This is a genomic window from Rhodococcus sp. PBTS 1, from assembly GCF_001620025.1.
Taxonomy (GTDB): domain Bacteria; phylum Actinomycetota; class Actinomycetes; order Mycobacteriales; family Mycobacteriaceae; genus Rhodococcoides; species Rhodococcoides kroppenstedtii.
This window is the reverse complement of sequence record NZ_CP015219.1, coordinates 1,919,060-1,945,196: the sequence shown is the minus strand read 5'-3', so window position 1 is coordinate 1,945,196 and position 26,137 is coordinate 1,919,060. Positions and strand designations below refer to the sequence as shown.

Annotated in this window: 29 protein-coding genes; 18 read left to right on the top strand and 11 right to left on the bottom strand. The window is 71.3% G+C overall.

All coding sequences use genetic code 11. The features are described 5' to 3' along the window. The first annotated feature begins 12 nt into the window (after positions 1–12). The 4 genes from A3Q40_RS08800 (at position 13) to A3Q40_RS08785 (ending at position 3,872) form a co-directional block, all read left to right on the top strand. Complete coding sequence (locus A3Q40_RS08800) at positions 13–504, top strand: SRPBCC family protein (protein ID WP_068101461.1); 492 nt, start codon at positions 13–15, stop codon at positions 502–504. 5 nt (positions 505–509) lie between these two features. Continuing rightward, positions 510–1,427, top strand: coding sequence for a TIGR03620 family F420-dependent LLM class oxidoreductase (locus A3Q40_RS08795; RefSeq protein WP_068101459.1), 918 nt, complete (start codon positions 510–512; stop codon positions 1,425–1,427). A 72-nt stretch (positions 1,428–1,499) separates the two neighbouring features. After that, positions 1,500–2,489 carry an ABC transporter substrate-binding protein gene (locus A3Q40_RS08790; protein ID WP_068101454.1) on the top strand — a complete coding sequence of 330 codons (990 nt, stop codon included), beginning with the start codon at positions 1,500–1,502 and terminating at the stop codon, positions 2,487–2,489. A 27-nt stretch (positions 2,490–2,516) separates the two neighbouring features. Continuing rightward, positions 2,517–3,872 (top strand): lipase family protein, encoded by a 1,356-nt coding sequence (locus tag A3Q40_RS08785; RefSeq protein WP_068101452.1) that lies wholly within the window; start codon positions 2,517–2,519, stop codon positions 3,870–3,872. A 45-nt stretch (positions 3,873–3,917) separates the two neighbouring features. Here A3Q40_RS08785 and katG read toward each other — a convergent pair whose 3' ends face one another. Together katG and A3Q40_RS08775 are read right to left on the bottom strand one after the other, a co-directional pair. Further along, complete coding sequence (katG, locus tag A3Q40_RS08780; RefSeq protein WP_068101446.1) at positions 3,918–6,125, bottom strand: catalase/peroxidase HPI; 2,208 nt, start codon at positions 6,123–6,125, stop codon at positions 3,918–3,920. Positions 6,126–6,154: 29 nt separating this feature from the next. Continuing rightward, complete coding sequence (locus tag A3Q40_RS08775) at positions 6,155–6,604, bottom strand: Fur family transcriptional regulator (protein WP_068101445.1); 450 nt, start codon at positions 6,602–6,604, stop codon at positions 6,155–6,157. A gap of 119 nt (positions 6,605–6,723) precedes the next feature. On the opposite strand from A3Q40_RS08775, the gene A3Q40_RS08770 reads away from it, so the two are divergent. Both A3Q40_RS08770 and A3Q40_RS08765 read left to right on the top strand, forming a co-directional pair. Beyond that, complete coding sequence (locus tag A3Q40_RS08770) at positions 6,724–7,065, top strand: nitroreductase/quinone reductase family protein (RefSeq protein WP_068101444.1); 342 nt, start codon at positions 6,724–6,726, stop codon at positions 7,063–7,065. Continuing rightward, complete coding sequence (locus tag A3Q40_RS08765; RefSeq protein ID WP_068101441.1) at positions 7,062–7,787, top strand: SDR family oxidoreductase; 726 nt, start codon at positions 7,062–7,064, stop codon at positions 7,785–7,787. The genes A3Q40_RS08770 and A3Q40_RS08765 overlap by 4 nt, the downstream gene beginning before the upstream one ends. On the opposite strand, the gene A3Q40_RS08760 is transcribed toward A3Q40_RS08765, so the two are convergent. The 4 genes from A3Q40_RS08760 to A3Q40_RS08745 form a co-directional block, all read right to left on the bottom strand. Next, a complete protein-coding gene (locus A3Q40_RS08760) occupies positions 7,720–8,547 on the bottom strand; it encodes an ABC transporter ATP-binding protein (protein WP_068101438.1) in 828 nt (275 codons plus the stop codon). The genes A3Q40_RS08765 and A3Q40_RS08760 overlap by 68 nt on opposite strands. Further along, positions 8,544–9,506 (bottom strand): FecCD family ABC transporter permease, encoded by a 963-nt coding sequence (locus A3Q40_RS08755; protein ID WP_082833837.1) that lies wholly within the window; start codon positions 9,504–9,506, stop codon positions 8,544–8,546. Before A3Q40_RS08755 ends, A3Q40_RS08760 begins: the two co-directional genes overlap by 4 nt. A gap of 110 nt (positions 9,507–9,616) precedes the next feature. Next, entirely contained in the window at positions 9,617–10,657 is a 1,041-nt protein-coding gene (locus A3Q40_RS08750; protein WP_157889532.1) for an ABC transporter substrate-binding protein, read from the bottom strand. Positions 10,658–10,777: 120 nt separating this feature from the next. After that, a complete protein-coding gene (locus tag A3Q40_RS08745) occupies positions 10,778–11,401 on the bottom strand; it encodes an FKBP-type peptidyl-prolyl cis-trans isomerase (RefSeq protein ID WP_068101429.1) in 624 nt (207 codons plus the stop codon). Positions 11,402–11,478: 77 nt separating this feature from the next. Here A3Q40_RS08745 and A3Q40_RS08740 point away from each other — a divergent pair, with 77 nt between their 5' ends. Together A3Q40_RS08740 and A3Q40_RS20995 are read left to right on the top strand one after the other, a co-directional pair. Further along, a complete protein-coding gene (locus tag A3Q40_RS08740; RefSeq protein ID WP_068101428.1) occupies positions 11,479–12,138 on the top strand; it encodes an SDR family oxidoreductase in 660 nt (219 codons plus the stop codon). A 63-nt stretch (positions 12,139–12,201) separates the two neighbouring features. After that, entirely contained in the window at positions 12,202–12,330 is a 129-nt protein-coding gene (locus A3Q40_RS20995; RefSeq protein WP_256365941.1) for a hypothetical protein, read from the top strand. A gap of 6 nt (positions 12,331–12,336) precedes the next feature. Here A3Q40_RS20995 and A3Q40_RS08735 read toward each other — a convergent pair whose 3' ends face one another. Both A3Q40_RS08735 and A3Q40_RS08730 read right to left on the bottom strand, forming a co-directional pair. Further along, the gene (locus A3Q40_RS08735; RefSeq protein ID WP_068101425.1) at positions 12,337–13,740 is read right to left on the bottom strand and encodes an HNH endonuclease signature motif containing protein; all 1,404 of its coding nucleotides are present in this window, start codon (positions 13,738–13,740) and stop codon (positions 12,337–12,339) included. A gap of 90 nt (positions 13,741–13,830) precedes the next feature. Beyond that, on the bottom strand, positions 13,831–14,430 hold the full coding sequence (locus tag A3Q40_RS08730; protein ID WP_068101422.1) for an NAD(P)H-dependent oxidoreductase: 600 nt from the start codon (positions 14,428–14,430) through the stop codon (positions 13,831–13,833). A gap of 115 nt (positions 14,431–14,545) precedes the next feature. Here A3Q40_RS08730 and A3Q40_RS08725 point away from each other — a divergent pair, with 115 nt between their 5' ends. Next, the gene (locus tag A3Q40_RS08725) at positions 14,546–15,109 is read left to right on the top strand and encodes a TetR/AcrR family transcriptional regulator (RefSeq protein WP_235606531.1); all 564 of its coding nucleotides are present in this window, start codon (positions 14,546–14,548) and stop codon (positions 15,107–15,109) included. A gap of 34 nt (positions 15,110–15,143) precedes the next feature. Here the strand turns inward: A3Q40_RS08725 and A3Q40_RS08720 are convergent, their stop codons facing one another. Continuing rightward, positions 15,144–15,359 (bottom strand): hypothetical protein, encoded by a 216-nt coding sequence (locus A3Q40_RS08720; RefSeq protein WP_068101419.1) that lies wholly within the window; start codon positions 15,357–15,359, stop codon positions 15,144–15,146. Between the two features lie 82 nt (positions 15,360–15,441). Then, on the bottom strand, positions 15,442–16,272 hold the full coding sequence (locus tag A3Q40_RS08715; protein ID WP_068101416.1) for a dienelactone hydrolase family protein: 831 nt from the start codon (positions 16,270–16,272) through the stop codon (positions 15,442–15,444). Between the two features lie 95 nt (positions 16,273–16,367). Here A3Q40_RS08715 and A3Q40_RS08710 point away from each other — a divergent pair, with 95 nt between their 5' ends. From A3Q40_RS08710 to A3Q40_RS08675, 8 genes are all read left to right on the top strand, one after another. Then, positions 16,368–17,594 carry a cation:proton antiporter domain-containing protein gene (locus A3Q40_RS08710; protein WP_068101410.1) on the top strand — a complete coding sequence of 409 codons (1,227 nt, stop codon included), beginning with the start codon at positions 16,368–16,370 and terminating at the stop codon, positions 17,592–17,594. Then, complete coding sequence (locus tag A3Q40_RS08705; protein ID WP_068101407.1) at positions 17,591–18,175, top strand: GNAT family N-acetyltransferase; 585 nt, start codon at positions 17,591–17,593, stop codon at positions 18,173–18,175. Before A3Q40_RS08710 ends, A3Q40_RS08705 begins: the two co-directional genes overlap by 4 nt. Further along, positions 18,172–19,353, top strand: coding sequence for an MFS transporter (locus A3Q40_RS08700; RefSeq protein WP_068101405.1), 1,182 nt, complete (start codon positions 18,172–18,174; stop codon positions 19,351–19,353). The genes A3Q40_RS08705 and A3Q40_RS08700 overlap by 4 nt, the downstream gene beginning before the upstream one ends. Continuing rightward, positions 19,350–19,919 (top strand): TetR/AcrR family transcriptional regulator, encoded by a 570-nt coding sequence (locus A3Q40_RS08695; protein ID WP_068101399.1) that lies wholly within the window; start codon positions 19,350–19,352, stop codon positions 19,917–19,919. The genes A3Q40_RS08700 and A3Q40_RS08695 overlap by 4 nt, the downstream gene beginning before the upstream one ends. Before the next feature lie 61 nt (positions 19,920–19,980). Then, positions 19,981–21,585, top strand: coding sequence for a GMC oxidoreductase (locus tag A3Q40_RS08690; protein WP_082833835.1), 1,605 nt, complete (start codon positions 19,981–19,983; stop codon positions 21,583–21,585). 14 nt (positions 21,586–21,599) lie between these two features. Further along, a complete protein-coding gene (locus tag A3Q40_RS08685) occupies positions 21,600–22,889 on the top strand; it encodes a lipase family protein (protein WP_068101397.1) in 1,290 nt (429 codons plus the stop codon). A gap of 65 nt (positions 22,890–22,954) precedes the next feature. Continuing rightward, the gene (locus A3Q40_RS08680; protein WP_068101393.1) at positions 22,955–24,397 is read left to right on the top strand and encodes an aldehyde dehydrogenase family protein; all 1,443 of its coding nucleotides are present in this window, start codon (positions 22,955–22,957) and stop codon (positions 24,395–24,397) included. Beyond that, on the top strand, positions 24,295–25,266 hold the full coding sequence (locus A3Q40_RS08675) for an oxygenase MpaB family protein (protein WP_069973025.1): 972 nt from the start codon (positions 24,295–24,297) through the stop codon (positions 25,264–25,266). The genes A3Q40_RS08680 and A3Q40_RS08675 overlap by 103 nt, the downstream gene beginning before the upstream one ends. Positions 25,267–25,273: 7 nt before the next feature. Here A3Q40_RS08675 and A3Q40_RS08670 read toward each other — a convergent pair whose 3' ends face one another. Next, complete coding sequence (locus A3Q40_RS08670) at positions 25,274–25,603, bottom strand: hypothetical protein (RefSeq protein WP_068101387.1); 330 nt, start codon at positions 25,601–25,603, stop codon at positions 25,274–25,276. 134 nt (positions 25,604–25,737) lie between these two features. Here A3Q40_RS08670 and A3Q40_RS08665 point away from each other — a divergent pair, with 134 nt between their 5' ends. After that, positions 25,738–26,082 carry an RNA polymerase-binding protein RbpA gene (locus A3Q40_RS08665; protein ID WP_068101384.1) on the top strand — a complete coding sequence of 115 codons (345 nt, stop codon included), beginning with the start codon at positions 25,738–25,740 and terminating at the stop codon, positions 26,080–26,082. The last annotated feature ends 55 nt before the right edge of the window (positions 26,083–26,137 follow it).

Sequence of the window (26,137 nt, the reverse complement as noted above, 5' to 3'; positions counted from 1 at the left end):
TAGGCTCGTCGCGTGCCCACTCCGACCGGCCCCGCGCTCGCCTCCGGAACCACGACGGTCCGGGTCGCCCCGGACGCGGTGTTCGCCCTCGTCACGGATCTGTCCGGACTGGCGTCGATCGCCGTCGAGGCCGAGTCGATGGAGTGGGTGTCCGGAACGCGGGCGGAGCCGGGGGCGGTGTTCCGCGGCCACAACCGCAACGGACTGCGTCGGTGGTCGACCCGCTGCACCGTCACCGACACGACCGAGGGCCGGGTCTTCGCCTTCGACGTGGACTACGGCCCCCGCGGAATCGTGCCGATCGCGCACTGGCGCTACGACCTGGAGCCGACCGAGAACGGCACGCTCGTCACCGAACGCATGTGGGACCGTCGGCCGTCGTGGTTCGTCGGGCTCGGCGGGTTCGCGACCGGCGTGCGAGACCGGGCAGCCGGGAACACCGCCAACATCGAGGCGACGCTCGATCGCCTCCGGGTTGTCCTCGAACGCGGCGGGGCACACTGACGTCCATGACGACACCGGACCCACGCCCCACCATCGGACTCTGGACCGGCACGCTCGACGGCGTCCCGGCGCGGCAGGCGCAGGACGCCGCACGCGAGATCGAGGCGCAGGGGTGGCAGTCCCTGTGGTTCGGCGAGGCCTACGGGCGCGAGGCCCTCACCGCGGCCCAGCTCTACCTGTCCGCGACCGAGCGGCTCGAGGTGGGCACGGGAATCGCCAGCATCTACGCCCGAGACGCGGTGGCGACGGCCGCGGCGTCCCGAACGCTCCATGCGACGTCGGGCGGTCGGTTCGTCCTCGGACTCGGTGTCTCGCACGCACCCCTGGTCGAGCGCATGCGCGGCCACCTGTACGGCAAGCCCGTCGCGGCGATGCGGGACTACCTGGACGCGCTCGACGCGGCGCCGGCCGCAGTGGCGGGGGAGGAGGCGAACGCACCCCGCGTTCTGGCCGCCCTGGGGCCGAGGATGCTCGAGCTCTCGCGCGACCGGACGGCCGGCGCGCACCCGTACCTCGTGACGCCCGAGCACACGGCGACGGCCCGCGAGACCCTCGATGCCGGAGACGCGGATCGGCCCCGACTGATCGTCGAGCAGGCCGCCGTGGTCGACCCGGCCGCGGACGCCGACGAGAGCGTGTGGAGCGAACGTGCGCACGCCCACCTCAACATCTACACCGGCCTGCCGAACTACCGGAACAACTGGGCGCGACTGGGTTTCGGCGAGGAGGACTTCGTCCGCGGAGGCAGTGACCGCTTGGCCGACGCCATGGTCACGCGTGGGCTCGACGCCACCGTCCGCCGGGTCCACGAGCACCTCGACGCCGGGGCGACGACCGTGCTGCTGCAGGTGTTGGGGGAGTCGATGGCGGTTCCGCCGGTCGAGGACTGGCGCCGTCTCGCCGCCGCGCTGGAACTGGGGTAGGTGCCGACGCCGACGCGTCCGAGCCGTGAGGTTAGCCTTACCTCGACCCGTCGTTCCGTCGAAAGGCCCCGCATGCGCCACACCGTCGCCCTCTCCGCCGCCGCCGCGGTTCTGTTGCTCGGCACCGCTGCGTGCAGTTCGGGTGACGACGGCGCTCCCGCCGGCGGATCGTCCGACGGCGCGTTCCCCGCGCAGATCACCGACAAGTTCGGCACGGTCACCGTCGAGTCGGCGCCCGAGCGCGTCGTCACCGCCGGCTACAACGACCAGGACTTCGCGCTCGCGCTGGGTGTGACGCCCGTGGCCACCCGCGGATTCACCGGATACGAGTACCGCACCCGCCCCTGGGCGCAGGAGCAGCTGGCGGGCACCGACATTCCCGAGGTCGGCAGCGACACGCTCGACCTCGAGGGTGTGGCGGCGGCGTCGCCGGATCTCATCATGGCCACCTACGCCTACCTCGAGCCGTCGCAGTACGAGCAGCTCGGCGGCATCGCCACCACCGTCGGGGACATCCCCGGAGCGGACGGCGAGGAGACGCCGGGGTGGCGCGATCAACTCGCGGCCTACGGCACGGCCCTGGGACGCGCGGCGGAGGCCGACACCGTGCGGGAGTCGGTGGAGGAGTCGTTCGCGACGGCCACCGCCGAGAACCCGTCGTTCGCCGGCCGCACCGCCGCCGTGGCGCTCTACCTCGACGGCACCTTCTACATCCTCGAGGCGGGCGACCCCCGCAACCGCTTCTTCACCGACCTCGGCTTCGTGACCCCCGAGACCACGGGCACGGTCAGCGCGGAGCGCTACGACCTGCTGAACCAGGACACCCTGGTCCTCCTCGGTGTCGACCGCGAGGACGTCGCGAACGACGCCCTGCTGCAGAGCCTGCCCGTCGTCCGGGAGGACCGCACCGTCTACACCGGTAAGTTCGGCACCGACGTGCCGGCCGCGCTCGGGTTCGCCTCGCCGCTGTCGCTGCCGTACGCCGTCGACGCGCTGGTGCCGCCGCTGGCGCGCGCGACGGACGACGACCCCGCGACCGTCGTGGGTACCGTCGAGGGCTAGGCCGACCTCACGGGGTAGACAGTCCCCATGACTGCACCGCGACCGGTCGAACCGGAGGACGCCACCGCGACATCGTGGGTGGCGGAGGAATGGTCCGAAGGCCCGGTGACGCCGCCGGAGCGTGACCCGTTCTACACCGCGCCCGACGGCTGGGAGACCGTGGCGTGCGGAACCGTGCTGCGCACGCGGCCGGTGCGTCTGGCGCTCTTCGGGCGGCTACGGCAGCGCATCGACGCGTGGCAGTTGCTGTTCCGTACCCGTGATCTGGAGAACCGTCCGCACGTGAGTGTCACCACGGTGCTGCTCCCGGCCGATTCGGGCCGGGGCAGCGCCGGCGGACGACCCCTGCTGTCGTACCAATGCGCCATCGACGCGGTGTCCGGTCGGTCCTTCCCGTCCTACGCGCTGCGGTGGCACGCGCACGCGCGCGGTACGGTGCCGCAGTTCGAATTCCTCCTGGCGCTGCACGCCATGCGCCTGGGGTGGACCGTCACCATCCCGGATCACGAAGGGGCCGAGGGGCATTGGGGCGCTCCGTCCGAACCCGGGTACTGCACGCTGGACGCCGTGCGGGCCACCCTGTCCTTCGAACGCGCCGCCTCTCCGGCCGACACGCCGGTGGCGATGTGGGGATACTCGGGCGGCGGACTGGCGTCGTCCTGGGCCGCGGAAGGTGTCGCGGAGCACGCGCCCGAACTCAACGTCGTGGGGGCGGTGCTCGGCTCTCCGGTGGGCGACCCGGCGTCGGCCTTCCTCCGGCTCAACGGAACTCCGTACGCCGCCCTCCCGATTCTGGTCGTGGCCGGTCTCCGCCGCACGTACCCGGATTTCGACCGGCTGTTGCACCGGTACGTGACCGCGGAGGGCCTGGCCGTCCTGACCTCGGTCGAGCGAATGACCACGATGGCCGCCATCGTCCGGCTGCGGGGGTACGACTTCTCTCGCCACACCACACTGCCGCTCACCGAGCTGGTGGCACTGCCGGAGATGGTGGCGATCTTCGACGAGATCCGCCCCGGCGGTACGGCTCCCGAGTTCCCGATGCTCGTGGTGCAGGCGACGCACGACCAGATCATCGCCGTCGACGACGTCGACGGGCAGGTGCGGCGCTACCGGGACGCGGGAGCGTCGGTGGAGTACCTGCGTGACCGGACCAGCGAACACATCACGTTGTTGCCGCTCTCGGTGCCGTTGTCCCTCGCCTGGCTCGCGGACCGCGTCGCCGGCCGACCGCCCGCGCCGGGGATCACGACGACGGTGTTCTCGATCGCGACGCAGCGGCGAAGCGTCGCGGGGTACGGCTCGATGGCGTCGACGCTCCTGCGCGCGGTGCTGCGCCGACCCATTCGCTCGCACACACGGCGGCGCCCCCGCACTCGGTGAGTACGGGGGCGCCGCTGTCGGTCGCGTGACCGCGATCCGGACGAATCAGGAGAGCTCGAAGCGATCGAGCATCATGACCTTGTCCCAGGCCGCGACGAAGTCACGGACGAACTTCTCCTTGGCGTCGTCGCAGGCGTAGACCTCGGCGAGGGCGCGCAGCTCGGAGTTCGAGCCGAACACCAGGTCGTTGCGCGTACCGGTCCAGCGGACCTCGCCCGTCGCCGCGTCCTTGCCCTCGTAGATGCCCTCCTCGGCGGTCGGGACCCACTCGGTGCCCATGTCGAGCAGGTTGACGAAGAAGTCGTTGGTGAGCGTGCCCACCGAGTTCGTCAACACGCCGTGGGTGGAGCCGCCGTGGTTGGCGCCCAGGACGCGCAGGCCGCCGACCAGGACCGTCAGCTCGGGAGCGCTGAGCGTGAGCAGGTTGGCGCGGTCGACCAGCGAGTACTCCGCGGGGAGGCGCTGGCCCTTGCCGAGGAAGTTCCGGAACCCGTCGGCCTTCGGCTCGAGGTCCGAGAACGAGTCGACGTCGGTGTTCTCCTGCGTCGCGTCCATGCGGCCCGGCGTGAACGGGACGGTGACGGCGACGCCGGCCTCCTTCGCGGCCTGCTCGACGGCGGCGACGCCACCGAGGACCACGAGATCGGCGAACGAGACGGTCCCCGAGAAGGACTCCTGGATGCCCTCGAGCACGCGGACGACCTGTGCGATCTCGTCCGGCTCGTTGACTTCCCAACCGATCTGCGGCTGCAGGCGCAGGCGACCACCGTTGGCACCGCCACGCTTGTCCGACCCGCGGAACGACGACGCCGCGGCCCACGCGGCCTTGATCAGCTGCGTCGGGGTGAGCTCCGAGTTCAGGATGGTCGACTTGAGCTCGGCGATCTCCGCCTCACCGATCAGCTCGTGATCAACGGCCGGGATCGGGTCCTGCCAGAGCAGGGTCTCCGACGGCACCTCGGGTCCGAGGTAGCGGGACACCGGTCCCATGTCGCGGTGGGTGAGCTTGAACCAGGCCTTCTGGAATTCCTCGGCCAGCTCCTCCGGGTGCTCGAGCCAGCGGCGCGTGATCTTCTCGTAGATCGGGTCGACGCGCATCGCGAGGTCGGAGGTGAGCATCATCGGCTGGTGGCGCTTGTTCGGGTCCGCCGGGTCCGGGACCAGGTCGGCTCCGGCGCCGTCCTTCGGACGCCACTGCCACGCGCCGCCCGGTCCCTTGTGGACCTCCCACTCGTAGCCGTACAGCGTCTCGAGGAAGGTGTTGTCCCACTTGGTGGGCGTCGGGGTCCAGGTGCCCTCGAGGCCGCTGGTGATGGCGTCGGCGCCGTGGCCGGTGCCGTAGCTGTTCTTCCAGCCGAGGCCCATCTGCTCGATGGGAGCGCCCTCCGGCTCCGCACCGACGTACTTGTCGGGATCGGCGGCACCGTGGACCTTGCCGAAGGTGTGTCCGCCGACGGCCAGTGCGGCGGTCTCGACGTCGTTCATCGCCATGCGGCCGAAGGTCTCGCGGATGTCCAGCGCCGACTGCTGCGGGTTGGGCTCACCGTTGGGGCCCTCGGGGTTGACGTAGATCAGACCCATCTGGACCGCGGCAAGGGGGTTCTCGAGGCTCGTGCGATCACCGGAGTAGCGCTCGTCGCCCAGCCAGGTCTGCTCGGGCCCCCAGTACACGTCCTCCTCGGGCTCCCACGAGTCGACGCGGCCGCCGGCGAAGCCGTAGGTCGGCAAGCCCATGTCCTCGATGGCGACGTTGCCGGTGAGCACGATCAGGTCGGCCCAGGACAGCTTGCGGCCGTACTTCTGCTTGACCGGCCAGATGAGACGACGTGCCTTGTCGAGGCTGGCGTTGTCCGGCCAGCTGTTCAGCGGCGCGAAGCGCTGCATGCCGGAGCCGGCGCCGCCGCGCCCGTCCTGCTTGCGGTAGGTGCCCGCGGCGTGCCACGCCATACGGATGAAGAAGGGGCCGTAGTGGCCGAAGTCGGCGGGCCACCAGGGCTGCGACTGCGTCATCAGCGCCCGGATGTCCTCCTTGACCGCGTTCAGGTCGAGGGACTCGAACTCGGCTTTGTAGTCGAAGTCCGCGCCCATCGGATCGCCCACGGCGGGGTTCTTCTTGAGGATCTTGAGGTTGAGCGACTTCGGCCACCACTCACGGTTGCCGCCACCCTCGACCGGGGTGGGCATCCGGTCGTGCATGACCGGACACTTGCCGCCCTCGGTGGCGTCGCCGTCCTGGGGCTGGTGCTCGTTCATCTCTTTTTCGCGAGTGACGTGATCTTCGGTCACGAAATTCCCCTCCGGAGTGTGGGCTGTTCACTGGTGTGTGTCACGGAATGACGCTGGGCGGAACACGTTTCGCACCGACCCCAGTACACGACCTCGGCCTCGTCGACGGTGAACCCGTGCGAGGAGACCGGGGTGAGGCAGGGGGCCGATCCCACCGCACAGTCCACGTCGGCGATCGCGCCGCAGACGCGGCACACGACGTGGTGGTGATTGTCGCCGGTCCGCGTCTCGTAGCGCGCGACGGAACCGGACGGCTGGATCCGACGAAGGAGTCCGCTGTCGGTCAGAGCGTGCAGGACGTCGTAGACGGCCTGCCGGGAGACGCCGGGCAGGGTGGCCCGGACGGCTCCGAACACGGTCTCGGTGTCGGCGTGCGGGTGGTCGTGAACCGCTCCCAGCACCGCCAGGCGGGGCCGGGTGACGCGAAGGGCCGCACCGCGCAGCATCTCCGTGTACGTCGTCGTGGTCACGGGACCCAGTATGCCTTGCAAACTGGAATGGTTCAAGAAAAAGCCCACCCGTGCGCGTCGCCCGCCGCCGACCGTTCTGGTTCATACTGACCGCCATGACGCTGTTCCAGACCGTGTCCGGTGCCGCCAACACACTCGTGCGGCCGCTCATGCGCGTGCCGGGGCTGGGGTCGCTCCTCGGCCGGAGCCTCGCCACCGTGACCTACACCGGGCGCAAGTCGGGCCGGCGCATCTCCCTGCCGGTCGCCTACTCGAGGCGGGGTGATGTCGTGACCGTGAAAGTGGTTGCGCCGAGCCAGAAGTCGTGGTGGCGGAACTTCCGCCCCGACCCGGCTCCGGTGACCGTCGACATCGCCGGCGTCGAGCACCGCGGGACGGCGCAGGCCACCGAGTCGAACTCCGGCGCGGTCACGGTGACCATCACACTCGACTCGTGACGGGCGCGCTGACCGGGCGACGCCTCCTGATCACCGGGGCGAGCAGCGGAATCGGCGCCGCCACAGCGCGTCTCGCCGCGTCCGCCGGTGCCCGCGTCGCGCTGATCGCCCGTCGTGAAGCGGAGCTCACGGAGCTGGCCGACAGGATCGGCGGCCTCGCCGTCCCGGCCGACGTCACCGATGCGGCCGCGCTGATCGCCGCCGTCGATCGCGCGGCGACGGACCTCGGTGGCCTCGACGGCGTGATCGCCTCCGCCGGCGTCGCCCGCCCGACCCACGTTGCCACCGACGACCCGGCGGACATGGCGAACCTGGTCCAGGTCAACGTGATCGGCCTGCTGCACACCCTGCGCGCGACGGTCCCGCACCTGATCGACTCGGGCGCGGGTGACGTCGTCGTGTTGTCCTCGTTGTCGGGACGACGGGTGCCGCGCGACACGATGGGGGTGTACAGCGGAACCAAGTTCGCCGCCCACGCCATCGCCGAGGGATTGCGGCTCGAACTCGCGGACGAGCCGGTCCGCGTCACCACGGTGGCTCCCGGCTACGTCGCCACGCCGATCGCCGACGCCGCCAGCGGGTCGGACGCCGAGAGATTCCGTGCCGACGTCGCCGCCCACGGCATGTCGCCGGTGACGATCGCGCACCTGATCGTCACCGCGCTGACGACACCGCGTGAGGCCGAGTTGGTGGAGCTGGCGGTGCGTCCGACGGGGGAGTAGGCGCCCCCGGTTCGAAGCGGATGTGCACCCGCCCTCCGGTCTCCCGGGTCACGACGGCACGCACCCCGTAGACGCGTGCCACGAGATCCTCCGTGAGTACGTCGGCCGGGTTGCCCGCGGCGACCACCCGCCCGTCCTGCATGACGACGACGCGGTCGCAGAACAGTGCAGCGAGGTTGAGATCGTGCAGGGCGACGACGCTCGTGATCGGCAGGCGGGCGATCAGAGCCAGGATCTCGAGCTGGTGGTGGATGTCGAGGTGGTTGGTCGGTTCGTCGAGCAGCAGCTCGCGCGGCTGCTGCGCCAGGGCGCGGGCGATGTGCGCGCGCTGACGTTCGCCGCCGGACAGTCGCCGCCACAGACACCCGGCCTTGTCGGTCAGGCCCGTCTGCTCGAGCGCGGCCGCGACCGCGGTCTCGTCGTCGGCCGACGGTCCGAACGTCCCGCGGTGGGGGATGCGGCCCAGCCGGACCACGTCCCGCACCGTGACGTCGACGTCGGTGTGTGCGTGCTGGTCCACGACGGCGACCGCGCGGGCGATGTGCTTGCGGCGCAGGGTCGTCAGGTCGTTGCCGTCGAGTTCGATCCGTCCCGACGTCGGGGCGGCCGCGCCGGCCATGAGGGTGAGCAACGAGGACTTGCCGGACCCGTTGGGGCCGAGGAGGCCCATCATCTCGCCGGGTCGCGGATCGATGGTCACCCCGTCGACCACCAGGGCGCCGCCGCGATTCCAGGTGACCGCGGATGCTCGCAACGTCATGCGCGTCGTCCTCTCGCCATGATCGCGATGAACGCCGGCACGCCGACGAGGGCGGTGCCGACGCCGACCGGCAAGGGCGTGGGCGCGAAGGCCACGCGGGAGACGGCGTCGACCCACACCATGAAGATCGCACCGATGAGCGCGGTCGCCGGAATCAGGCGGGCGTGGTTCGGTCCGACCAGCAACCGGGCGGCGTGGGGGAGAACGAGCCCGACGAAGCCGATCGCGCCGGCGACGCTGACGAGCGCCGCGGTGACGAGCGCGGTGCCGACGAGCAGGGCCAGGCGGACGCGTCGGACGTCGACGCCCAGCGACGACGCGACCGAGTTCCCGAAGGAGAACGCGTCGAGCACGAACGCGTACCAGCAGCACAGGATCGCGGCGAGGGCCGCGACGGCGGCGCAGAGTGCGACGTCGTTCCACCGCACGCCCTCGAAGGAACCCAGCAGCCAGAACATGACGCCGCGGGTCTCGTCGGAGTCCGCGAACGCGAAGATGACGAAGGACGTCAGCGCCGAGAACAGTTGCGTTGCAGCAACTCCGGCGAGGACCACCCGATCGGTGCTCCCGCCGGACATCCGTGCGAGGAACAGCACCAGAGCGAACGCGACGAGCGCACCGACGAACGCGCCGCCGGACAGTCCCAGCGCGGCGCCGCCGACACCGAGCACACCCACCACGACGGCGCCCGTGGACGCGCCGGAGGAGATCCCGAGGACGAACGGGTCGGCCAGCGGGTTGCGCAGCAGAGACTGCATCACCGCCCCGCAGATTCCGAGACCGACGCCGGTGGCCGCGGCAACGAGGGCGCGGGGGAGTCGTTCCTCCCAGACGATGGCGTCCTTGCTCGCCTTCACCGGCACGTCGGTGACGCCGAGGTGGTTCAGTAGGACGTCGCGCACGTTCACGAGCGAGATGTTCGCCGGACCCAGGGTGATGGCGACGAGGACGGAGAACACGCCGAGAGCCAGCGTCCCGACGGCCAGCAGGATCCACCGCAGTCGGCGGGACGGCGGCGCCGACGGCGGAGACGGGGCGATCGCCGTCGGGCGGTCCGTGGCGGGCGCGCTCAGGACGACGGGTCCAGCTCGCGCAGACCGGCGGACATCTTTTCGAGGCCGTCGACCAGCTGGATGGACGGATTCATCTCGGCGCCGTGCAGCGTGAGGTACCGCTTCTCACGGACGGCCGTCATGGTGCTGGTGACCGGGTCCGATTCGAGAAAGGCGATCTTGTCGGCCAGCCGGTCGCCGGGGAAGCGGTCGCGGGTGAGATCACCGAGCACCAGGATCGACGGATCCCGGTCCACGACGCTCTCCCACCCGAGAGCGGCCCAGTCGTCCTGGATGTCGGCGCCGGCGTTCGCGATACCGAGCGACGTCGCGAGCAGGTTCGGCGCGCCGTAACCGCCGGCGATGTACGGGCTGGTGGTGTCGGCGAACCAGAACGCCGCCGTCATGTCGCCGCTCTCGACCCCGTCGGTGGCGGCGGCGACGCGCGTCTTCAGCTCGTCGACCAGGGCCGCACCGCGCTCGTTGACGTCGAAGATCGCCGCCAGTTCGGTGATCTCCTGGTACAGCGAGTCCATGGTCAGCGGGGTGGTGCGAGCGGTGCCGCCGTTGACGCTGCGTCCGTTGTCGCAGTCGGTGGGCGACAGGTAGGCCGGAGCACCGACCTCGGTGAAACGCGCACGCTCGGCGACGCCACCCTGCTTGTAGTGACGGCCGAAAGACGCCGTGACGAAGTCGGGCTCGGTGTCGAGCACCACCTCGTAGGTGGGGGCGTTGTCGGCCAGACGCGGCACCGCGGCGTTGGCGTCGGCGAGATTCGCGCGCACCGGGTCGGTCCACGACGCGGTGCCGACCATCCGGTCCTGCAGGCCGAGCGAGAGGAGGATCTCGGTCGAGTCCTGGTCCAGGGACACGACACGCGACGGCGGGGCGTCGACGGTGACCGTCTCGCCGCAGTTGTCGAGCGTCAGCGGGTAGACGGTGCCGCCGTCCGTGGTGGCCGCGGTGGAGTCCGTCACCTCCTCCGACGCGCCGCAGGCGACGAGAGTGCCGAGGGTCAGGGTTGCGACGGCCACCAGGCCGAGACGACGAGCACGCACGAGTCGAGGGATCCTTCTCCACGGTGATCGGCCGCCGGGTCGTCGACGGGCCGTGATCGCACCGGTGCGCGACCGAGCAGAGGCTAACCTAAGACCCGCGGCGACGAGAAACCGGCGGCGTCAGGCGGACGCGTCCAGGATGTCGATGGTGAAGACCAGGCTGTCGCCGGCCTCGATGCCGGCGCGCGGCTGGCCGTTCGGGTACCCGTCGGCCGACGTCACCGCGACGGCCACCGTCGACCCGACCGTCTGACCGGCGATCGCCTTCTGGAAGCCGGGGACCACGTTCGCGAGCGGGAACGCGACGGGTGCGCCGCGCTCGAAGGCACTGTCGAACACCGACCCGTCACGGCCGTTGACGCCTTGGTAGCAGACCGACACCCGCGCCGAGTCGGACACGACCGGACCGTCGCCGGTGGTCAGGGTCTGCACACGGGTCTCGGCCACCGAGAACGGTCCCTGCACGTCGACGCGCGGAGCGGTGTCGGCCGTCGGTCCGACGACGGCGATCGAGCCGGTGTCACCGTCGAGCGTCCAGTCCGCCGCCGCGTCGTCCGCGGGCTCCGCGGTGGGGCACGTCGTGCGCGGGGAGTCGGCGGTGCCGGTGCCTGCGGTGGTGGTGGCCGCGGCGGCGGCCGAGGTGGTGCCGGTCGGCGCCGCGGTGTCGCTGCTGCTGCACCCCGCCAGGGCGAGCGAGGCGGTGGCGCAGGCGGCCAGGATTACGGCGGTACGGGAGAGAGTCACGATCGCCCACGGTACAGACGGGGTATGCCGCACCGGAGGCGGCGACGAGCGTCGCCGGGAGCGGGGTAGGAGGCGGCATGGGTGCGGTGGTCGTGATCGGGGCGGGTCCGGGAATCGGTCGGGCGGTGGCGCGGCGGTTCGCCGCGACCGGACGGCCGGTGGGCGTCGCGGCGCGCTCGCGCACCACCGTGGACGGGGTGCTGGCCGACCTCGACACCCCGAAGGCCGGGGTTCTCGCGGACGTCGCCGACGAGGCGGGGCTCCGTGGAGCGCTGGGCGATCTGGTGGACCGTCTCGGGGTGCCCGAGGTGGTGGTCTACAACGCCGGGGTCATCCGCACCGACCGCGTGACCGATCTCGATGCGCGCACGGTGGCGGACACGTACGCCGTCAACGTCGGTGGGGCGGTGACGGCGGCGGCGTTCCTGCTGCCGCGGATGGCGGACCTCGGCGGCGGATCGTTCCTGGCCACCGCCGGCATGCCGACGCCGTTGCCGACCCTGACCACGCTGTCACTGGGCAAGGCGGGGCTGCGGGCGCTGGTGGAACTCCTGGCGACCGAGTGGGCACCACGGGAAATCGGCTGTTCGACGGTCACGGTGTGCGGCCCGGTGGCGCCCGGCACCGACTACGACCCGGACGTCATTGCCGAGGAGTATCTCCGGTTGCACGAGACGCCGGTGACGCAGCGGCCCCTCGATGTTCGCTTCGGAGATCCCGCCGACGCGGCAGGATGACGCCCGGTCGGTTTCCTTCGTATCCTCGTCTCCGACGGACGCCGACGAGCACAGGAGGACGTGATGGTGACCGACATCGTCGAATGGCTGCGCGAGGGTGCATCTGCGGGAGATCCGATTCGCGGACCGCTGTACGTGGCCAGCTTTCTGGTGCTGGGTCTGGTGCACATCCTCGGCGGCGGGTCCTTCTAGCCCCGTTCATCTGTCGAGCCTGTCGGGTGCGGTGAAGTACCTGTGCCCGTGCGGATCTCGGATCGCGACGATGCCGTGGTCCAGCATGCGGTAGGTCCACAGGCCCGCCGTCTTGTCGTTGTGGTGCGTGCGGCACAGCGGTTCGAGATTTCTCAGCTCGGTCCAGCCGCCGAGGAGCGGCTCGTCGTGGTCGAACGGCTCGACGTGGTCGAGGTCGCAGTCGGAGCTGGGCACGAGGCATCCCGGCGCGACACAGGTGGCGTATCGAGCCTCGACGACGGCGCGGAGGGCGGCACTCGGTGCGTAGACGAGCGCCGACGGTGGCGGGGGAGTCGCGATCCGATTCGGCGGAAGTAATCGGAAGCGATCCTCCTGGTCGGGATGGGCACGCAGGAAGTCGACCGCGGTGCGCATCGCGGTCCAGGCCGTCGATCGCGCGGTCGATCCGACGTCGGGCACCCATCCCGGTAGCGGACGGGGCCGGCCGCGGCGGTGAGGGTTCGCCACCGGCAGCGAAGAGTCCGCGCGCGAGGACGGTCGATCGAGGCGCGCCGCCGGGTTCGTCGTGGCCTCGGTGATGACGGCCTGCCACGTCGCGTCCGCAGCGATGCGGCGCGCGGTGTCGGCCGGAACCGGGCCCCACCCGAGCAGGTGACCGGGCTCGCCGGACAGGCCGGCCGCGGTGGCGGCGTCGATCACGATGCACGCGCGCGGGATCGGCAGCGCGGCCGTGTCGACGTCACGGTGCGGGCAGGTGGGGTCCGGGCAGGTGCAGGACAGAGCGCTGCGGGTGATCACGGCGTGGGCGGCGTCGAACAGGCGCGCAGGAAGGGGCCGGGAATCGGTGCCGCACAGCCGTCGCGCGGCGTCGGTCACGCGCCGACTCATGTCCGCGATCATCTCGGCCGGCCCGCGCAGTCGCAGTTCGGCCTGGCCGCGGGGGAGCCGCCGCACCGTCATCCCGCGCTCGGCGGTGGCCGCTTCCCGGGCCTTTCGATGCCAGGTGGCGTCGTACTCCGCCAGGACACCGTCGATGGCGGCGGGCACTGTGCCCGGAGTGGCGCCGCACGCGGCGTCGATCAATCGGCCGAGCAGCCGCTCGTCACGATGAGTCGTGCCCGCGAGCGCGCGGCACAGTGCCCGGAACGCCGCCCACGGCAGCAGTCCCGAGTGGAATGCGTCGCGCACGGCAGGTGGTGCCGCGCAATAGGTTCCGATCCAGTCCAGCACGGTGCGGCGGCTGACCGTGAGCCGTGCGGCCACCTCGGAGACGAGGGCGCGTTCGACGGCGTCGGCGTCGTGATGGCCCGAGGGGGTCTCGGTGATGTAGGCGACCGCGCCGCGCACGGTCGCCGCGTGCGCGGCGTAGGCGGCGCGCTGTGAGGCGAGGACGTCGTCGATCACGGTCACGCCCCACCCCCGTACGGTCTCGGCCGATCAGGTGCCCCCCGACACCGACGACAGACTAGACCGACCCACCGACAGAAATCGAACATACGTTCACACGGGGACGCCGACCTGCACCGCGGCGACCGACGTCACCGCGCCGTCGACGGCCCGCGCGAGCTCGTTCCGCGACGTGGTTTCGGAGGAGTGGACCGTCACCCGCGCGCCGAGACGCGCGCCGCAGTATCCGATCACTCCGGTCTCGAGTTGCGTCGCCATCGCGGCGTCGTAGCCCCGTTTCGCGAATCCTGCCGCGTCCTCGCCGGCGACGGCCACGAGGTGGACGGTGAGGTGTCCGAGCTTGCGCGTCACGGGGACGGTCGTGTCGTCGAAGGCCCACCCGTGCACGAAGACTCGGTCGATCCACCCCTTCAGGGTCGCGGGCACCGACCACCAGTACACGGGGAACACCAGGACGAGGTGGTCGACGTCGTCGAGGCGGCGCTGTTCGGCCTCGACGTCGGAGGGGAGCGGCCCGTCGGCGCTGTACCGCTGTCGGTCCGCCAGGGTGAACCGCGGGTCGAAGCCCTCGGCGTGGAGGTCGGCGATCGCCACGTCGTCGCCTCGGTGGGCGATGTCGTCCGCGAGACGACGGGCGACGTGGTGGGTCAGCGAGGTGGTGTCGGGATGGTCGACGACGATGAGAGTGCGCACGGGAAGGCCCCTTCCGGCTATGTACCGATGGTAGGTTTCTCCCCGAAGCTACCACGCTTAAATTACTGATGGTAGGTAGGGCGACGAAGGGGAGTGTCGAATGGTGCGGCAGCGGATGACCAGGGCGAACCGACGTCGTCAGTTGCTGGATCTCGCCTGGACCCTGGTGCGGGAGGACGGCGCGGACGCCCTGACCCTCGGCCGCCTCGCCGACGTCGCGGGCGTCACCAAACCTGTTGTCTACGATCATTTCTCGACACGCGCCGGGTTGGTCGTCGCCATGTTCGAGGAGTACGACGCGGAGCAGTCCGCTGCACTGGATGCGGCGGTGGCGGAGGTCGGCGACGGCGGGGTGGTCGACACCGCGAGAGCCATCGCCGTCTCGTACGTGGACTGCGTGGTGCGCCATGGACGCGAACTCGCCGGGGTGGCCGCCGCCCTGGAGGGATCGACGGAGCTGGCGGACTACAAGCGGCGGGCGGACCAGGCGTACGCGGATCAGTGCCGGCGGATCCTGGCGCAGCACACGCGCACCGGCGACGTGTCCACGCCGGCCATGGTCGGCATGCTCGGTGCCGCCGACGCTGTCTCCGCCGCGGCGGCCGAGGGCACGCTCACGGTCGAGGAGGCCTACGACGAGGTGAGTGCCGTCATCGTGTCGGTGGTGGAGCGGTCCTGACCCTGCTCGCTGATCCAAGCTGACATAATGTCGATTATCGGTACTGCAGACGCAGGTGCCTGACCGCTTCGCCCGCCACGACGGGCGTGAACAGGAACGCGGAGAGACCTACTCGGGTCGCGCTGGGATCGTGCAGCAGCATCGACACGGCGATCGCCGCGCCGACCAGGATGACGATGAGTGCGGCGATACCGCGACCGAGGTCGACCGCGCGTATCAGTCCGAGGGTCGGCAATATGGCGGCGACCACTCCGGAGGTCGTTATCGTCGGGATCGGGCTCTGGGCTCTGCGTCGGCGCGACCTCACGTGAGGACGGTCGGCTGCATCGCTGCTACGTCCTCAGCAATCGGTCGCGGAAGAAGTCCAGAACCTGGTCGAGCGCCTCTCGGGTGGGCTCGCCGGGGCGGTCGATCAGGCCCTCGGTCAGAACGGAGTGCGGCGGCCCGGGGGCGTCGGGGTTCGCCGACGCATCCGGCAATTCGACGGCCGTGAACGCGTCCCCGAGCCGTTCCTTCAGCCAGGCGAAGCGTCCCGACGGGCTCATCCGGTCGCCCTGGAAGCGCAGGCCGAGCACGCTGAGGTCGCCGCGCGCGCAGCGATTCTCGACGACCCGCATGTCGTCGGTGTCGACGTCGATCGTCCGAACGCGGCTCGGCGTCGCCGCGAACGGCAACGACGGCTGCGACAGGACGGGTGCGATCAGTCGGTCGTCGGCGGCCATGGCCAGCGCGAACCCGCCGGTGAAGCACATGCCGATCGCGCCGACACCCGGTCCGCCGCAGCGCTCGTGCTCCTCGGCGGCCAGCGCCCGCAGCCAGGTCACGATCGGTGACGACTTGCCCGTCGCGAGGACGGTGAATTCACTGCTGATGCAGGCGGGGACGATGGCCCGCACGGTGGATGCCACGAAGCCCACGGCCGGTACCCGGCCGGCTCGGGGGTCGTGACCGTCGCGCCCGAACAGGTGCGGCACCACGGCCGTGCACCCGATCCCGGCGACCGTGCGGGCGAAGTCGGCCACCCGCGGGGTGATGCCGGGCATCTCGGACAGCACCACCACCGCCGGGCCGGTTCCGAGCCGGTACACCGGTGCCGATCGGCCGTGCGCCGTGAAGTCGATCCGGTCGAAGTCGATCAGTGCGTCGTTCCCCGGTTGCCCCATGACGTCATCATGCCCCTGTCGTGCCATCGGCGAACCTCGCACGACGAGACTGGTCGTGTCATGGTGATCTGCACCAACACTCGGGAGGTGACGCGGTGGGACCGTTCGTGGTGGTGGGACTGTGTGTCGGACTGGCCTGCCTCCTCGTCTCGCGCACTCTCGACGCGCGTCGGATCTCGGCGCCGCTCATCGTGGTCGTCGCCGGCATGATCGTCGCCCCACTGACGGGCGTGGACCTGACCGAGCTGATCGACGCTCCGGCCACGGAGAAGGTGGTCGAGCTGGTCCTCGCCCTGCTGCTGTTCGTCGACGCCACCGAGGTCCGCGGCGGCCTGTTCGGCGGCGAGCGGTCGGCTCCGGTGCGTCTTCTCGCGCTGGCGCTGCCCGGCTCCATGGCGCTCGCGCTCGGGCTGGGCGCCGTGTTGTTCACGGACCTGCCGCTCGCGGTGTTGGCGGTGATCGCCTGCGTGGTGGTTCCGACGGACCTCTCCCCTGCGTCGATTCTGCTGCGAGACAGCCGTATTCCGCTCCGCGTTCGGCGGCTGCTGAACGTCGAGAGCGGGTACAACGACGGCATCGTCGCGCCGATCTTCGTGATCGCGTTGGCGCTGATCGACGACAACGGCCCGCACGAGAGCACCGCCGAGGCCGTGCTGCACGGAATCCAGGCGTCGGTGGTGGCGGGCGGTGTGGGCGCCGTCGTCGGGTACGGCGGCGCGCGCGCCATCCGATTCGTGGTCGACCGCGGCCTCGCCGATCCGCGCGGCGTCCGTCTCGCCGTCGTACTGCTGGTGTTCCTGTCCTACACGGGCGCCACGGTGTTGTCCGGCAACGGGTTCGTGGCGGCATTCGTCGCCGGGATCGTGTTCCACGCGTCCCGCACGGTGGGCCGAACCGTGGACACCACGGAACTGGCGATGGTCGAGGACCTGGCGGTGCTCAGCAGTACCGCCATGTGGTTCGTCTTCGGTGCCACGGTGTCGTACCTGATCGGGGTCGGCCTCCCCGGCTGGGAGATCGTGGTGTTCGTCGCGGCGGCGCTCACGGTGGTGCGCATCGTGCCGACCCGGCTGGCCCTGCTGCGCAGCGACTTCACCCGGCGGGATCGGAGCGCCGTGGCGATGCTCGGCCCCCGCGGCTCGGCGTCCATCGTCTTCGGTCTGCTCGCCTGGAACGAGATGGCCGACCTGGACGACGCCTTCTTCGTTCTGTACGTCATGGCTCTGACGGTGTTGGCCAGCATACTGTTTCACGGTGTCGCCGTCGGTCGCGTCGGCGCCGGATACGAGCGGGCCGAAGCGTCCGCGGAAGGCGGGTCATGACGAGCGAGGTACGAATTCTGCCCGCGACCGCCGAGCGCTTCGACGACGTCGCGGTCATGGTCGGGCCGAAGAACCCGGGCGCGAACGTCTGTTGGTGCCTCAGTCACCGGTTGCCGGCGAAGGTCCACCGTGAGCTGCAGGGCACCGAGCGACGGGACGCGATGCTCGAGCTGTGCAGCCGGGACGTCGCGCCGGGTGTCCTCGCCTACGTCGGCGACGAGGTGGTCGGGTGGGCCGCGGTCGCGCCGCGTGCCGAGCTCCCGGTGGCCCGCTCGCGCAAGATCCTTCCGGTGGACGACCTTCCGGTGTGGTCGATCATCTGCGTCAGGGTGCGCCCCGGACACCGTGGGCAGGGTGTGTCGCACGCGCTGGTCGGCGGCGCCGCCGAGTACGCGCGGACGAACGGCGCCCCGGCCGTCGAGGCCTATCCCGTCGACAATCGGGGCGAGAAGGTCGACCTCACGATGGCGTTCGTCGGCGTGCGGTCGGTGTTCGAGGCCGCCGGATTCGAGATGGTCGCCACCACCGACGCCGTGGCCGGCGGGTTCCCGCGCGTCGTCGTGCGCCGGACCTTCGCGTGACGACGGCGGGGCGCGCGTCGCAGACGCTGGGTCTCGCGGCGGTGTTGCTGACGGTCATGGTGGGCACCACCATGCCCACCGCGCTGTACACCCACTACGAACGCGAATTCGGATTCTCGATCCTCACCGTGACCGTCGTCTACGCCGTGTACGCGGTGGGGGTGATCGCTGCGCTCGTCGCCTTCGGCGCCTGGTCCGACGTTCTCGGCCGCCGCCCGGTGCTGGGGCTCGGTCTGGCGTTCGCCGCGGTGAGCGACGTGGTGTTCCTGCTCGCCGACGGCACCACGGTCCTGCTGATCGCTCGGGTGGTCTCCGGCCTGTCGGCGGGGGTGTTCGTCGGCACGGCCTCGGTCGCCGTCATCGAGATGGCGCAGGGCCGGTGGTCCGCGCGCGCACCGCTGCTGGCCAGTCTGGCGACCATCGGCGGTCTGGGCACCGGGCCCGTGCTCGCGGCGGTGCTGGTGACGCTGGCGCCGCATCCGCTGCGGACGACGTACGCGGTGCACCTGATCCTCGTCGTCGTCGCGGCCCTGATCGTCGCCGTGGTGCCGGAGACCCGGCCGCGGCGCCCCGGCCGCCTCCGCCCCCTCTCCCCCGCGGTCCCCGAGACCGTGCGCGACTTCTTCGTGCGGGCCGCGATCCTGGGCTTCGCGGGATTCGCGGTGATGGGTCTGTTCACGGCCCTGGCACCGACGATCGCCGCACAGGTCGCCGGCGTCGAGTCCGTGCTCGGCCAGTCCGGTCTGGTGGTGACCGTGATGGGCGGGTCGCTGGTCGGCCAACTCCTCGGCCGTCGACTGTCCGAGCGGGGCGCCGACGCGGGTGCCGTGGGGGCGATGCTCGCGGGCATGGTCCTGCTGGTCGCAGCCCTGCTGACCGGATGGTGGCCGGTGCTCGCCGCGGCCGGCCTGACCGGCGGCGCGGGCCAGGGCATCGCCTTCGCACGCGGACTGGCGGGCATCGCCACGGGTGCACCGCCGGACCGCAAGGCATCGACGACGTCGGCGTACTTCGTCGTCACCTACGTCGCCATCAGCGTCCCCGTCGTCGCCGAGGGCCTCCTGACGCGCGCGGTGGGCGTGACGACGGCAGGCATCGTCTTCGCCGCGGTGGTGGCCGCGCTCGTCGCCGTCGCGGGTGCGCTCGCCCTCCGCGCGCACCGTCGGGTGGCCGCGTGAGCGCCCGCGACCGGGTGGTGCGGGCGACGTGGGAGGTCATCGAGCGCGGAGGGTTCGAGGCCGTGACCATCGCCGCCGTGGCGCAAGTGGCCGGGGTCTCTCGCCAGACCGTCTACGCGCACTTCGGGTCGCGCGAGGAGATGGTGTCGCAGTCTCTCGAGGAACTGGCGCTCGAGGTGCTCGGGCGGTTGCGCGCGGGCGGGGCCTCGGCCGTCTCGCCGCGGGACTTCGTGATCGATCTGCTGGTCACGGGCCGCCGAGCGGTGCGCGATCATCCGGTGCTCGCGACCCTGCTCCGGCTCGATTCGGCGAATCCCATTCTGGGCGACGCTGTCGTGGACGAGGCCTTCCCCGTGCTCCTCCCGCTGCTCGCCCCGCTCCGCGAGATCGACCCGGCGATCGACGACGAGGCCCTCGCCGACATCGCACTGCTGGTGGTACGACTGGGGCTGTCGGTGGTGATCTTCGACGACGCTCGGACGCGGGACGACGACGCCTTGCGCACGTTCCTGCGTCGCACCCTCCCCCGGTCGATGCGGGCAGATCCGGACCCCCGTGACGCTTGACACTTCCGGCTGAAAGTGTCTAACTGGTCACCGCCGGTGACACCAGGGGGGAATTCCGACGATGACGGTGACCAGACGTGCGTTCGTGACGGGGGCGGTGGGCGCCCTCGGGGCGGCCGTGGCCGGCACGGTGGTGGGGACGACCGCGAGCGCGTCGCCCCGCGGAACGGCCGGCCCGCGGCGAGTCGCCCTCACGCGCGAGGACCATCGAGTCCTCGTGATCGGGTCCGGATTCGGCGGCGGCGTCGCCTCGCTGCGGTTCGCCGAAGCAGGCGTGCCGGTGACGGTCCTCGAACGCGGTCGGCGCTGGCCCAGCGGTCCGAACTCGACGACGTTCCCGTCCGCGACGGCCCCCGACGAGCGGCTCCTCTGGTACGGCTCGGGCGCCAACCTCTTCGGCCGCCCCCTCGACGTCGGTCGGTACGCCGGCCTCGTCGAGGCGGTCCCCGGAGAGAACATGACCGTGCTCTGCCCGGCCGGGGTCGGCGGCGGCTCGCTCGTGTACCAGGGCATGACGCTCCAACCGGCGAAGGACGTCTTCCTCACCCAGTTCCCCGAGGAGCTGGACTGGGATCTGATGAACCGCGTCCACTACCCGCGGGTGGCGCGCATGCTCGGCCTCGAGGTGGCGCCGGACGCGCTGATCGAGTCCCCGACCTACGCCGCTCCGCGGGCGTTCGCCGCCAACGCCCACCGGGCCGGGCAACCGGTGTCGAAGATCCCGATGCCGATCGACTGGCAGTTCGCCCTCGACGAGCTCGCCGGCAAGATGCGCCCGTCCTACACCAACGGCGACGGGGCGATGGGCGTCAACAACGGTGGCAAGCACTCCGTGGACGTCACCTACCTCGCCGCCGCGGAGGCCACGGGGTTGGTCGACGTCCGCAGCCTGCATCACGTCACCGACGTCGAGCGCGCCGCCAACGGCCGGTGGACGGTGTACGTCGAGCGCATCGACGAGCGCGGCACCGTCCTGGAGAACCTGATCCTCACCGCGGGCACGCTGGTCATGGCGGCCGGCACCATGAACACCACCCGCCTGCTGATGCGCGCCGCGGCGGCCGGGCGCATCCCCGATCTGCCCGACGCGCTCGGCCGGGGTTGGGGGTCGAACGCCGACCGCATCTACGCCTGGTCCACCGCCGAGCACGATTTCGGACCGGTCCAGGGCGGGCCGGTGGTCTACGGCAGCCTCGACTGGTCGAATCCCCGCACGGCGTCGACGGTCATTCAGGCGTCCATGCCGCAACTCGGGATCAACGAGCACACGACAGTGCTGGTCGGCTACGGGGTCAGCGACGCCCGGGGCCACTTCGTCTACGACGCCGCGAAAGACGACGCGATCCTGCGGTGGCCGTACGAGGGCGACGCCGCGATCCAGAACTCCACCATCGGCCCCCGCGTGCAGGCGATCGCCGGGCCGGGGAGCGTACTGATCGACACCAACGCCGCGTTCCCCTCGACGTGGCATCCGCTCGGCGGCGCGTCGATGAACGCCGTGTGCGACCTCGACGGGCGCGTGCTCGGGCAGCGCGGCCTCTACGTCCTCGACGGCGCATTGATCCCCGGCAACTGCGCCGCCTGCAACCCGTCCATGACCATCGCCGCCGTGGCCGAGCGCGCCATGGATTCCATCACCGCCCGAGACGTCGGCACCGTCGTCTGACACGAGAGGTCACCATGACACGTTCGATCCGAGGAACGGTCGGCGCGGTCGCCGTCGCCCTGATCGCGGCCACGCTGCCGGTGCTCGCGGCCCCCACCGCGGCCGCCGCACCGGACTTCTACACTCCCCCGGCGCAGTTCGACACCACGCCGGGCGCCGTCGTGCGGACGGAGCCGATGCCGGTCTATCTCGCGGCCCCGGCGCCCGGCGATGCCTACCCGGTCACCGGCACCCGCGTCATGTACACCTCGCGGACCGAGGCGGGCGATCCCGTCGCCGTGACCGGCACGTACCTCGACGCGGGCGGTCCGTGGACCGGTGCCGGGCCCCGCCCGACGATCGTGGTGGCCCCGGGCACCATCGGGCAGGGCGATCAGTGCGCACCGTCCCGCGCGTTCTCGACCGGACTGAACGCGGCCCTGTCCCCGCCGTCGCTCTCGGCGAACCAGGAGCTGGTGTCGTCCACTCTCTGGCGGGCGATGGGCGCGCGGGTCTTCGTCACGGACTACATCGGCCTCGGGACTCCCGGCCTGCACACCTACGTCAACCGGCTCGAGCAGGCCCATGCCGTGCTCGACGCGGCTCGGGCCGCGAACTCCCTCGCCGGCGACCCCGCGGCGCCCGTCGGATTCTGGGGCTACTCGCAGGGCGGCGGCGCCACCGCGGCCGCCGCGGAACTGGCCGCGCAGTACGCACCGGAGCTGAACGTCAAGGGAACGTGGGCCGGTGCCCCCACCGCCGATCTGCTCGAGGTGCTCGGGACCGTCGACGGCACGCTCATCGGCGGCGTGATCGGCTACGCACTCAACGGTTTCGTCGAGCGTCACCCCGAGCTGCAGGCCCGGGTCGACGAGCGCACCACCGAGACCGGCAAGCGCCTGCTCGCCGAGGTGTCGACGGAGTGCATCGCCGACACGATCCTGCGGCACCCGTTCCTGCGCACCGAGTCCCTGACCCGGGACGGCCGGCCGCTGCTCGAGAACCTCGGCACCATTCCGGAGGCAGGCCCGATCCTGGCGCAGCAGCGCATCGGCAGCCTTCGTCCCTCGGCGCCGGTCTTCGTCACCAGCGGACGGAACGACGACACCGTGCCCTACGGCCAGGCGCGTCGGCTCGCCGAGGACTGGTGCGGTCGCGGCGGCGCGGTGACGTTCCTGACCGACGAACTCCCGCCGATCCTCCCCGGCGCGGTGCTGCCGAATCACTTCGGGCCGCAGCTGATCGACGGCTACGGGGGCGCGGCGGCGCGCTACATGATGGACCGGTTCGCCGACGTTCCCGTGAGCGGGTGCTCGGGTCTCTGACGGTCACCCGGATCGGACGGATCGGTCATTGCCCGGCCCCGCGGGCGCGCCTAGTGTCGGCATGCATGACCATCGACGAGACGTCCATTCCCACCGATCGGGACCGAGTCGAGGACGCGGTCCGGCGGGCCCGTCACGCCGCGCGGTGGTGGGGCGGACTGAGCCACGACGACCGCAAGAACTGGTTGCTCGAGTTCAAGTCCGTCGTCGCCCGGAACTCGGCGTCGTTGGTCGACGTCGTCCGTGAGGAGACGGGCAAGCCGGCCGACGACGCCCTGCTCGAGGTGATGCTGGCCGTCGAGCATCTGACGTGGGCGGCGAAGAACGCTCGCCGGGTACTCCGGGAACGGTCGGTCCTGCCCGGTCTGGTCAGCGCCAATCAGGCAGCGTCGGTGCGCTACGAGCCGATGGGTGTGGTCGGCGTCATCGGACCGTGGAACTACCCCGTCTACACCCCGATGGGGTCCATCGCCTACTCGATGGCCGCGGGTAACGCCGTCGTCTTCAAGCCGAGCGAACTGACCCCGCGAACGGGCACGTGGCTGGCCGACACGTGGGACTCGTTGTCGGCCCCGCACTCGGTCCTGCAGACCGTCGTCGGCGACGGAGCGGTCGGCGCGCACCTCGCCCGCGCGGGCGTCGACAAGGTCGCGTTCACCGGCTCGACGGCCACCGCCAAGAAGGTCATGGCCACGTGCGCCGAGACGTTGACCCCCATCGTGGTCGAGGGCGGCGGCAAGGACGCGCTGATCGTCGACGAGGGCGCCGACCTCGACGCCGCGTCCGAGTTCGCCGCCTTCGGAGCCATGGGCAACGCCGGTCAGACGTGTGCGGGGGTGGAACGCGTCTACGTGGTGGACGCACTCGCCGACCGGTTCGTCGACAAGCTCGTCGCGCGCGTGACCGACCTGCGGGTCGGCGACGCCGCCGACGCGCAGTACGGCCGGATGACCCTCCCCCGTCAGGTCGACGTGGTGCGGTCGCAGGTCGAGGACGCGCTCGCACGCGGTGGCCGGGCCGTCGTCGGCGGTCCCGAGTCGGTCCGTCCGCCGTACGTCGACCCGGTGGTGCTGCTCGACGTCCCCGAGGACAGCGAAGCGCAGGTCGAGGAGACGTTCGGCCCGACCGTCGTGGTCAACCGCGTCCGCGACCTCGACGAGGCGATCGACCGGGCGAACACCTCGAAGTACGGCCTCGGCGCGTCGGTGTTCACCGGATCCGCCGCGGCCGGGCGACGCGCCGCGGACCGCCTCCGCGTGGGCGTGGTGAGCATCAACTCGGTGCTCGGGTTCGCCGCCATCGGTGCCCTCCCGTTCGGCGGGGTCGGCGACTCCGGCTTCGGGCGCATCCACGGCGCGGACGGGCTGCGGGAGTTCTCGCGCGTCAAGTCGGTCACGACGCAGCGATTCGCGCCGCCGCTCAACCTGGTCACCATGACGCGCAAGCGGCGCGACGTCGCGATCGCCCGTTTCCTGCTCACCAAGATCCACGGTCGGCGCCGGCGGTGAGCACGACGCTTCCGCAGCGCGGCCGCGGGCGGTACGGCTGGCTCGAGACGATCGAGCGGCTCGATCCCGTGGCCGACGCGCAGGCGATCCACCGCATCACCGCCGGGTACGAGTTCCCCTGGGACTACCAGCGCTCGCTCGAGTTCGCGCTGTTCCGCACCTACTGCGTTCCGAGCATCTCGGCTCTGCTCGCGCGCACCGGCGAGTTCGAGAAGCGTCCGCAGAAGCGGTACGACGACACGTCGCTGCTCATGTCCGAACTGGTCGAGCACGGGTACGACTCCGAGCGGGGCCGAGCGTCGCTGCGGACGGTCAACCGCCTGCACGCGCGGTACGACATCGCCCGCGACGACATGCTCTACGTCCTGTCGACCTTCGCCTTCGACCCCCTCGACTGGATCGACCGCTACGGCTGGCGCCGACTTCATCCCCACGAGCGACGGGCCGCGGTGGAGTTCTACCGCGCCGTCGGGTCCCGGATGGGGATCGCCGACGTCCCCGAGTCCGTGGCCGAGTTCCACGCGTTCCGGATGGAGTACGAGCACGACCGGTTCGGCTTCGCGCCCGACAACCGCCGCATCGGGACCTACACCCGTGAGCTGCTCGCCTCCTGGTATCCGGCGGTGTCGCGTCCGGCGATCCGCGGTGTGGTCCACGCGATGATCGACGACGACATGCGCCGCGCGTTCGGGTTCCCCGCCGCGGCGCCGGGTGCTCGCCGGGTCGCCGAGGCGGGCCTGCGAGCACGGGCGCGGGCGGTGCGGCATCTCCCGCCCCGGCGGACCTCGCGGATCGCGCGGGACCCGCGCAATCGCACCTACCCGGGTTATCCCGTCGGGTACCACCCGTCGGACCTGGGCCCACTCTGACGACGGGTCAGCGGAGCCGCTCGGCGTCGCGGGCCATCTCCACCAGGTGCGCCGACAGCGCGGCGAGTTCCTCGGCGTCGGCACCCTCCGCCACGGCCGTGGCGACGTCCTCGGCGGCGCAGCGCACCCCGAACGCGCGGTCGGCCAGGGCCTCGGCCTCGGCGGCGGTCAACAGGACGGCGTCGTCGGGCACCGGTGTGCCACGCCCCGCAGTGCGCTGCTCGTAGGCGCGCTGGCGGCAGGACTGTCGGCAGTAGCGCCGCCGCCGCCCGGTCGCGGACTCCTCGACCGGGCGCCCGCACCATGCGCACGTCGCCGGTCGCCGTCTGCCGATCACGGTCGTCGACGATACCGGGGGTAGGATGGTGCGTTCGTGCGGGAACGTTTCCGTCGCTCGACGCGTTGACCACGAGGCACGTCGGATCGACCGCCGCCGGATCGACCCCGCCGCATCGACAGAGAGGACTCCCCATGGCAGACCGTGTACTTCGAGGTAGCCGACTCGGAGCGGTGAGCTACGAGACCGATCGCGACCACGACCTCGCGCCTCGGCGCATGGCTCGGTACAAGACCGACAACGGCGAGATCTTCGACGTCCCCTTCGCGGACGATGCCGAGCTCCCCGGCACGTGGCTGTGCCGCAACGGCATGGAGGGCACTCTGGTCGAGGGCACCGCGCCGGAGGCCAAGAAGGTCAAGCCCCCGCGCACCCACTGGGACATGCTGCTCGAGCGCCGCTCCGTCGAGGAGTTGGACGAGCTGCTGAAGGAGCGGCTGGACCTGCTCAAGGCAAAACGACGCGGAGCCGGCGTCTAGGACACAGCGACGCGGAGCCGGCGTCTAGGACACAGCGACGCGGAGCCGGCGTCTA